General features: G+C 50.7%; 8 protein-coding genes. 6 read left to right on the forward strand and 2 right to left on the reverse strand.

Annotated features, from left to right (window positions below):
* Positions 1 to 75: 75 nt before the first annotated feature.
* Both acnA and B3007_RS07195 read right to left on the reverse strand, forming a co-directional pair.
* Positions 76 to 2,784 (reverse strand): aconitate hydratase AcnA, encoded by a 2,709-nt coding sequence (gene acnA / locus B3007_RS07190; RefSeq protein WP_301376866.1) that lies wholly within the window; start codon positions 2,782 to 2,784, stop codon positions 76 to 78.
* A gap of 154 nt (positions 2,785 to 2,938) precedes the next feature.
* Positions 2,939 to 4,093 carry a Fic family protein gene (locus tag B3007_RS07195; RefSeq protein WP_301376864.1) on the reverse strand — a complete coding sequence of 385 codons (1,155 nt, stop codon included), beginning with the start codon at positions 4,091 to 4,093 and terminating at the stop codon, positions 2,939 to 2,941.
* Positions 4,094 to 4,288: 195 nt separating this feature from the next.
* Here B3007_RS07195 and B3007_RS07200 point away from each other — a divergent pair, with 195 nt between their 5' ends.
* The 6 genes from B3007_RS07200 to B3007_RS07225 all read left to right on the forward strand — a co-directional run bounded on the left by B3007_RS07200 (position 4,289) and on the right by B3007_RS07225 (position 8,029).
* Entirely contained in the window at positions 4,289 to 4,858 is a 570-nt protein-coding gene (locus tag B3007_RS07200; protein ID WP_301392217.1) for a hypothetical protein, read from the forward strand.
* 10 nt (positions 4,859 to 4,868) lie between these two features.
* Positions 4,869 to 5,075 (forward strand): hypothetical protein, encoded by a 207-nt coding sequence (locus B3007_RS07205; RefSeq protein ID WP_301376861.1) that lies wholly within the window; start codon positions 4,869 to 4,871, stop codon positions 5,073 to 5,075.
* Positions 5,068 to 5,220, forward strand: coding sequence for a hypothetical protein (locus B3007_RS07210; RefSeq protein WP_301376859.1), 153 nt, complete (start codon positions 5,068 to 5,070; stop codon positions 5,218 to 5,220). The genes B3007_RS07205 and B3007_RS07210 overlap by 8 nt, the downstream gene beginning before the upstream one ends.
* A gap of 351 nt (positions 5,221 to 5,571) precedes the next feature.
* Entirely contained in the window at positions 5,572 to 7,161 is a 1,590-nt protein-coding gene (locus B3007_RS07215) for a hypothetical protein (RefSeq protein WP_301376857.1), read from the forward strand.
* Between the two features lies 1 nt (position 7,162).
* Positions 7,163 to 7,420, forward strand: coding sequence for a hypothetical protein (locus tag B3007_RS07220; RefSeq protein ID WP_301180422.1), 258 nt, complete (start codon positions 7,163 to 7,165; stop codon positions 7,418 to 7,420).
* A 78-nt stretch (positions 7,421 to 7,498) separates the two neighbouring features.
* Complete coding sequence (locus B3007_RS07225; protein WP_301376855.1) at positions 7,499 to 8,029, forward strand: hypothetical protein; 531 nt, start codon at positions 7,499 to 7,501, stop codon at positions 8,027 to 8,029.
* Positions 8,030 to 8,097 lie beyond the last annotated feature (68 nt).

Here is an 8,097-nt window from a genome sequence, read left to right on the forward strand (position 1 = left end):
CTTAAGTGAACAGCATTACGGCAATTGCCGGGTTTTTTTATGTGTCAGCTTTCAGCTTTCAGATGAAAAGTCAGCTCAGCTATTAGCTGCAATGATATCGCGCAGCACCATCGGCAGAATGCCCTTGTGGCGGATCTGCTCAAGCTCAGACGAGGTATCAACACGAGACCGCAGTTCATGCTGCTCGGTCGAACCGTCTTTGCGCTTAATCGTCAGCGTCACAGAGCCGCGTGGCTGCAGAGAATCAATACCCGCCAGATCAAAGGTCTCAGAGCCATCCAGGTTCAGTGAACCCAGCGTCACGCCTTCTGGCAATTGCATTGGCAGTACACCCATGCCCACCAGGTTGGACTTGTGAATACGCTCGAAGCTTTCAGCGATGATGGCTTTCACACCCAGCAGAGCAGGGCCTTTGGCCGCCCAGTCACGTGATGAACCAGTACCGTATAGCTTACCGCCGAATACCACCGATGGGGTGCCTTCCTGCTGGTAGCGCGAGGCTGCATCGTAGATCGACATCTTCTCCGCATCGCCATTGGCGTTGTAGTAGTTAGTTACCGCACCCGTCGTGCCCGGCAGCATCAGGTTTCGGGCCTTTACGTTGCCGAAGATACTGCGCAGCATGACGTGGTGGTTACCACGACGAGCGCCCAGAGAGGTCAGGTCGTTGGCATCCACACCGATCGACATCAGGTACTCGCCCGGAGGAGAGTCAGGGCGGATACGGCTCACCGGTGAGATATGGTCGGTGGTGGTGTTGTCATCACACATCACCAGCATACGTGCGTCGCTGATGTTGTTCAGTGAATCTGCTGGGGTTTCCAGAGCGAAGCCATCAAAGAACGAGATTTCCTGAATGTAGCTCGACTTCTCATCCCACTGATACACAGGGCCAGTCGGTGACTCCAGCTTCTGCCAGGTTTCCGGGCCACCCATGGAGTTTTCATAGGTTTCGCGGAAGGCGGTCGGGTCCATGCACTCGTGCATGGTTTGCGTGATTTCGGCGTTGCTTGGCCAGATGTCTTTCAGGAATACATCATTGCCCTGAGCGTCTTGGCCCAGTGGCTCTTTGGTCACGTCGATGTTCACGTTGCCCGCAATCGCCATGGCAATCACCAGCGGCGGCGACATCAGGAAGTTAGTGTCGACATCCGGGTGCACACGGCCTTCGAAGTTACGGTTACCCGACAACACAGAAGACACAATAATGTCATGGTCGCGCAGTGCTGTTTCAATGCTCGGCGCCAGCGGGCCAGAGTTACCCACACAGGTAGTACAGCCGTAGCCTGCGGTGTTAAAGCCCAGCGCATCCAGATGCTCCTGCAGCCCAGCTTTGGTGAGGAAATCAGTTGCTACTGGTGAGCCCGGTGCCATTGACGTCTTAACGCCGTCTGGCACTTTCAGGCCCAGCTCGTTGGCTTTCTTCGCCAGCAGGCCAGCGGCAATCAGCAGGCCTGGGTTTGAGGTGTTGGTACAGGCAGTAATCGCCGCGATCACGATGTCGCCGTCTTTTAAAGTGCGCTCTGGCAGAGACTGGAAGATACCGTTCTCGTCGGCCTTAACCGGCGTAACGGTCACTTCTTCAGGGGTACGATCGCCAGCACTCGCAGCCTGCTGGAATACCTTACCGATATCCCCCAGTGGCAGACGGTCTTGTGGGCGTTTTGGCCCAGCAACAGACGGCTCAACGGTAGACAGATCAAGATGCAGCAGGTCGGTGTAGCGTGGCAGCTTCTGGCCCGCTTTCCATGCCATGTTCTGCGCCTGGTAATACGCCAGCGGCAGGTCGCCATCACGGCCGGTCGCCTTCATATAATCAGCGGCGATTTCATCAAACGGGAAGAAGCCCATAGTCGCGCCGTATTCTGGCGACATGTTCGCGATGGTCGCGCGGTCTGGCAGAGACAGGTTCGCACTGCCTTCACCCACGTATTCCACGAATTTGCCAACCACACCGCGTGGGTATTTGCGCAGCATTTCGGTGATGGTCAGTACCAGGTCGGTTGCGGTCACACCTTCTTTCAGCGCGCCCGTCAGCTCAACACCGATTACTTCAGGTGCCAGCATTTCCATCGGCTGACCCAGCATAGACGCGCCCGCTTCAATACCACCGACACCCCAACCAACGATACCCAGCGCGTTGGCCATAGGCGTGTGGCTGTCCATACCGATCAGAGTATCCGGGATCATCAGGTCGTCTTGGTTTAAGTAGCCTTGCGCCAGATACTCCAGGTTCACCTGATGCACGATGCCAGTCTGAGGCGGAATAATACGAATCGTATCGAACGCCTGCGCACCCCACTTAAGGAAGGCATAACGCTCAGTGTTACGGGCAGCCTCCAGCTCACTGTTAATACGCAGCGACGCCGGGCTGCCGGTGTTGTCCATCGTCACCGTGTGGTCGATCACCAGATCAGCACGCACCAGCGGCTCAATAATGGAAGGGTTCAGGCCCATACGCTCAACCGCAGAGCGCATCGCCGCGAAATCAACGATCGCAGGCGTACCACTGAGATCGTGCATGATCACACGGCCCGCAGTGAACGGAATCTCTACCGGCTCTTGCCCCTGATGCGCTGGCCAGTTACCCAGTGCCTGCAACTGCTCGACGGTGATGCCGTTTTTACCGACATTACGGGCAATACCCTCAAGGATAGGGCGCAGAGAGAAGGGCAGTTCATCCAGATTGATACCTAAACGTGCGGCGGTGTCTGGCAGGCTGTGGTAACGATGAGACGTGCCTGGCAGCGTTTTGATTGAGCTGGATGGGTCAAATGAAGTCATGCTGGATACCTAGTTGGAGCAGGATGAGCTGATGTCTGTAGATTGTCCGCAATTTTAACGGCAAGAGGGGCTAAATCAAGGTTAACAGCCGCCGTTTGGGCGGGATTGTATACAACTTTGGGAAATACGAGCGTTTGCTCCTGCAGGCTGAGTGTCAGGTCGCGGGTGCCAGAGCAATAAAATATCGCAGCCCGCGGCCAGTACCTTCCGACCGTAGGCAGTTCTTGGCGAGTAAATCGCCTAAGTCACGGGTCGCAGTAGCCTTGGAGCACTTGCCAAGGGCCGCGTACTTTTGCGCACTGATGCCATTCGGAAAGCCATCCTTCCCGGCTTTGAAAACCTTGTTTAACACCGTCTTCTGCCGCTCTGATAACTCAGTATTTTTATGTCGCTGCCAGAATGCGGTTTTCTCAAAGATGGTCGCTACCTTATCGGCGGCTTCTTGCTGTGCTGCGATCAGTGTTTCGATAAACCAGCTGAGCCACTCAGTGATATCGAGCACGGTAGGGTCTTCGAGTTCTGACGAGTCACAGCAACTGGCGGTATTCAGCTGGCGATAGTATTCCTTTTTGTTCTTTTCGATATGCGTCGACATGCTGAGCACTACCGGCATGCCCAGGTCTTGTGCCAGTGCGTACTCGATGATGGCACGGCCGATACGGCCATTACCGTCATCAAACGGGTGGACAACCTCAAACCACAGGTGAGCGATACCAGCGCGGATCACGCCAGGTATTTGCTGGTACTCGTGCTGATTGAACCAGCTCAGAAACTCAGCCATTAAAGCATCAACATCCTGAGCAGCCGGTGCCTCATAATGCACTCGCTCATAACCTACTGGCCCAGAGACGATCTGCATGGGTTCGGGGCTATCACGCCATTGGCCAACAGTGAGTTCGCTATGCAGGATATTGTCTTCAAAGCCGGCGAGCACCATACGGTGCCAGTTGAACAGCATCTCTTTGCTAAGAGGCTTATTGAAGTGCTTTCGCACATCCACAAGCAGTGCAGCCATACCCTCTGCCTTAACATCAGCGACGTTGATGGGGGTAGGGGACAGATTCAGATAGTTCTGTAATGACGAACGCACACTGGCCGGATCCAGGTTCTCACCCTCAATCAGGCTGGTGTTGATCGCCTCATCCACCATTAGGTCTAACTGAGCGGCAATAGAATCGCCATCATCCGTCTGCGACAAGCGGCCGGAAAGCTGTGAGGCTTGCTTGGCATACTGGTAAGCAAGAGCCGACAGCTTGGTGCTGTCGTAGCTAAACTGGGGCCAGTGCTGGTGTTGCCAGATGTAGTTCATGGTCTGTCCGGGCGGTTGTGATGCGCAATATATAGTGCCGTGAGCCACAAATTTCAGATTTGCGGCTCATTATTGTTGGTTAAATGAGCCGTAAAGACAAGTTTTGCGGCTCATGAAAGGTTGTTGGGTGAGCCGGGAGAGTCAGGGGCGTAGGTTGGTGCCAGTCGACGAAAGTGTTGGCAGGGTGTCCATGTAATGTTGATCAGAGTAACATCCATCATTAGATCAATGAGAATGGAATCGAAAATGCTAGCTACTCATAAGGAAGCAGAAGAACGCTATACGATACTACGCAGAGTCGTTCTGGATGAAATCAATAAAGAATTTAGCTTAAGTAATCAGGTCGGTATGTCAGCCAGGCTGATTGATCAAATGGCGCTAAGTCAATCTAGATTATGGAGCCAATCACCCAACAGACAGGTGGATTGGGATTGGCGGGAAGGCTATTCCGCTTTTAAGTTCAGATACCCAAAACGTTTTGAAATGGCCTTATGGCATGATGAAATGCTTGTAAGTCTTAGTCTTGGGCGGCCAACATACAATGGTTCAAGGCTACGTCTGGATTTTATAGAAGGAAACCCGGATAAACCAAAAGATATCAAAGTTTTCGAACCAACTGTTTTAGCGATGGTGGCGTATGCTCAGGTACTAGGAGCTACAGAGCTACGGGTTATGCATCCGATAAATCAGGATGTTAAAAAATACTATGAACGCTATGGTTTTTCCTATGTATCCAAAGCAGATTATCTTTATATAACGTTGTGAGGCACAGACTATGAGTAATGATAAAGTCAAGAGTCTGGCGGAAAAGCGGAATGAGAAGCAAACTGAGACGATTCAGGATGCTATCAAGCGGGCAAAACAGCTTATCCGCAACAATAACGCAGAAAATCTTGAAGAGCCGGAAGGTCTTGCCTCAGGGGATATGAAGAAATTTCTGAATAACCCTGATGAATATGAAAAGGATGATAAAGATGAGTAATACAAAAGGAGCAAGCCTAGTGTCTGAGCAGGATAAGCAGCTGAAGCCACTTGCTGGTGAAGTCGATCCTAAAGATGCAAAGACAAAAGTGTTTTTGGCAATGCAAAAAGCGAAGAAAAAAATTAAAAAAACAAACAGTTTTTGATGTGGTCTATGGATAGTAATCTCTACGATCCATTTTCTCTTTTGCTCACGAAGTGAAATAAAAAATCATCAAGTTTTGGGACGGCCAACGAGAACGAAGGCGAGCGGCAGGCATCGCGGCTTGTAAGCTGCGCCTTTCTTAAGGCTCCTACCCACCGAAACCTTCCATCAAAGCAATCTGAGATTCTGGCACGCCTGAAATATGGCTTTTTCGCCTCAAAAGCCACGAATTCAAGGCATTTAGAGTCCAGCAGTTGTCGTACTTGATACGTGCAGGGCCACTTGGATTTACATCGCCATCAGGTATCATCTGCTAATTCTCAAAGGACGCTTCACCACAGGATAAAGGATAATGTCCGCTTACGAGTTTCAAGACAACGCTGGTAACCGCTATCGCTTGAGCAAGGGCGCTGGCCCCGCGTTTTTTTATCCTGAAAATATCTGCTCCGGGAGCACGCTTCGCGCCGAACTGCTGCTGGATGGAGTTGACAGTCAGGCCGTTGACGGTGGTTTTAATCATTTCTACTTCGACGTTCTTGCGCAGTTGTCTGCCAAGACCTCTAACCCTCGAAAGGCTCTGGCAGATGCATTGGCAGGGAATTACCTTACGCTTGAGCAGATAAATACCGCCTCAGCTATAGATGACTACGTACCCGACGAGCGACCATTCTTAAAAGCGCAGATTCAGGCCGCTCTCGACAAAATCATCGCTGAAGAGCGCCGTGAAGCTGCTATGCACGAGCGTCAGTTATCGAAAGAGAGCTTCGGTAATGTTGCATTGATTTATCTGGGAGGCTTTGCGTATCACGCCTATCGCTCAGGAAAGGAGCTTGTACTTTGGTTAAAAAAAGTCAGTGACCTGGTGAACCCGGTGGTTCGAATGGAGCATCGCTTTAAAGCGGCACAAGCTGCCTGGCTTCAGGACAATCTTGCAGACGCCGCGAACGTCTACGCCCAAACTTGCGTAGAGGGCGAAAAACGCGAGCTGGTCGAAGCACTGGGGTTTGATCCAACCACAATCACGCTCGAACAGCTAGATGAAGCGATGGCCATGGCCAGCCTGATTTGGGATGACCCCAACCTCAAGATGCAACTGACAAAGTTCATCAAAGACTACGTTTCTGCCCAACATAGCATCGAAATGACGGAGGCCCTCGGCGCCGAAGCATTGGGCATTCTGTTGTCGGTTATTCTGGTGGCGTTAACAGCAGGGGCCGCCTTACCTGCTGTGGGTATTAACGCTGTGCGTAAGTTTAAAGTACTGGGTGAGTTGCTGGTTGAATACGCCCGAGTAACGCAAAGAATAGCCCGACAGCAGAAGCGGTTTAGTGGGAAGGGTAAGGGTCCCGGCAAGCTAGAGTCGGTAGAGGGAAGTGTCAAGAAAACCGATGCGCATGGTGCGGAGACTGGACAGTTTTCTCGAAGATCTCCTGTGACACCAGAAAACGTGAACTGGGATGAGTCCGGCCCCGATGGGTTGCAAGTAGAAGACCCAAGAGACTTTCAAGTTGGCAAGCTCATGTATGAAGACCTACTAGCAAGCGGGAAAAGTCCAGACTTAGCACTTACTATTACACGAGAATTACTCGAGTCGGGCTCCGCTGAACCAATCCCCCGTATGTTACCTAAAGGCTCCACGCTGTATAAGGTGGTCCCTAAAAATGGCGGTCCACCTGGAAGAAATTCGCCATACTTCGTCACTAAAGAAACTTTCGATTCTTTACCAGAAAATGCGTCTTTAGCGGGTGATGCTCTAGGATTACCGCAAGTACCAAAAGAATTTGATGTATATACTATCAAAGCAAAAGAAGACTTCACTGTATATGAAAGCACTATTGCACCGTTTGAAGTCAATAACTCAGAATTTATAAGACATGGTGGAAAAACCCAAACTCTCGTTTTGAACCGGGATAAATTCACAAGCCCTTCATTGGTAAAATAGAATGTCAGATTTAAAGAGAATTAAGTTAGAAGCTAAAACATTGGAAAGTATGCTTTTGGCAAGTAAGAGTAGATTTGCACCAGAAGCATATGAGTCATTAAAACCATACTTTTCAAAAATTGAATCGATGGATCATTACGAACCAATAGGCAAAGTAAGATTGGTCAGGCTATTCATGGAAACAGATCTTAGTGACGATAAAGATCTTTTTGAATGCTATGGGAGGTTTGCAAACCTAGTGGAAGGTATAAATGTATAAATTTTAGTCAGCTCTTTGCAATGCCCGGTGAAATAGATACCGCCCCTGCGAATCTAACGAACTGGCCGGATAAATAGCATGACCCCAGAGATGAAAAAAAAGCTGCTAACCCGAAAATTCTCCAGTATTGAGTATATGCAGGAGCTGGAGCATTACATGGAGCAAGCGATACAGGGATTAATCGATGCACTGGATTACTTTGATCAACATTGCCAACACATCGATATGAGCACCTGGCAGCCCGCCGAGAAACCGGAGGCCTGGAGAGATCGCGCGCTGCCGAACTTCAAAGGTATTCTGTTCTCCATACGGGAAGGGATTGATAACGCTAAAATAGGTAAGACCTCTACGATCAGGGCGGCAACCGGAAGCATGCAGGGGCTGTCAAAGGATATGGATGTTTTAGGTGAGCGGTGGTGGCGATGTATTCCCCAGCCTGTTGCTTATGCGCACGGCGTTCCATTGGGTAGGGCTGAACAAATAGCTTCTAATATCTGGCACACGGTAGGAGAGTACTTCGAGGACGGCGAAATTGCTGATGAGGAAATCACTGGCTCGATAGATGAGCAGGATCTGCTTCGGTATCTGCAACCCGGTGAGCAGGTGTGAGGTATTCTTGGCGAGTTTATCGGGAATAGCCTCCGGCTGATTCACTTATATGGACCCGTCCCGTTGTT

Source organism: Thalassolituus sp. UBA675, assembly GCF_002297765.1.
Classification (GTDB): domain Bacteria; phylum Pseudomonadota; class Gammaproteobacteria; order Pseudomonadales; family Oceanobacteraceae; genus Thalassolituus.

Bases quoted from the DNA above. Each gene is read 5' to 3' on its own strand.
- acnA (WP_301376866.1), bottom strand. From the start codon at position 2,784: ATGACTTCATTTGACCCATCCAGCTCAATCAAAACGCTGCCAGGCACG.
- B3007_RS07195 (WP_301376864.1), bottom strand. From the start codon at position 4,093: ATGAACTACATCTGGCAACACCAGCACTGGCCCCAGTTTAGCTACGAC.
- B3007_RS07200 (WP_301392217.1), top strand. From the start codon at position 4,289: ATGTTGATCAGAGTAACATCCATCATTAGATCAATGAGAATGGAATCG.
- B3007_RS07205 (WP_301376861.1), top strand. From the start codon at position 4,869: ATGAGTAATGATAAAGTCAAGAGTCTGGCGGAAAAGCGGAATGAGAAG.
- B3007_RS07210 (WP_301376859.1), top strand. From the start codon at position 5,068: ATGAGTAATACAAAAGGAGCAAGCCTAGTGTCTGAGCAGGATAAGCAG.
- B3007_RS07215 (WP_301376857.1), top strand. From the start codon at position 5,572: ATGTCCGCTTACGAGTTTCAAGACAACGCTGGTAACCGCTATCGCTTG.
- B3007_RS07220 (WP_301180422.1), top strand. From the start codon at position 7,163: ATGTCAGATTTAAAGAGAATTAAGTTAGAAGCTAAAACATTGGAAAGT.
- B3007_RS07225 (WP_301376855.1), top strand. From the start codon at position 7,499: ATGACCCCAGAGATGAAAAAAAAGCTGCTAACCCGAAAATTCTCCAGT.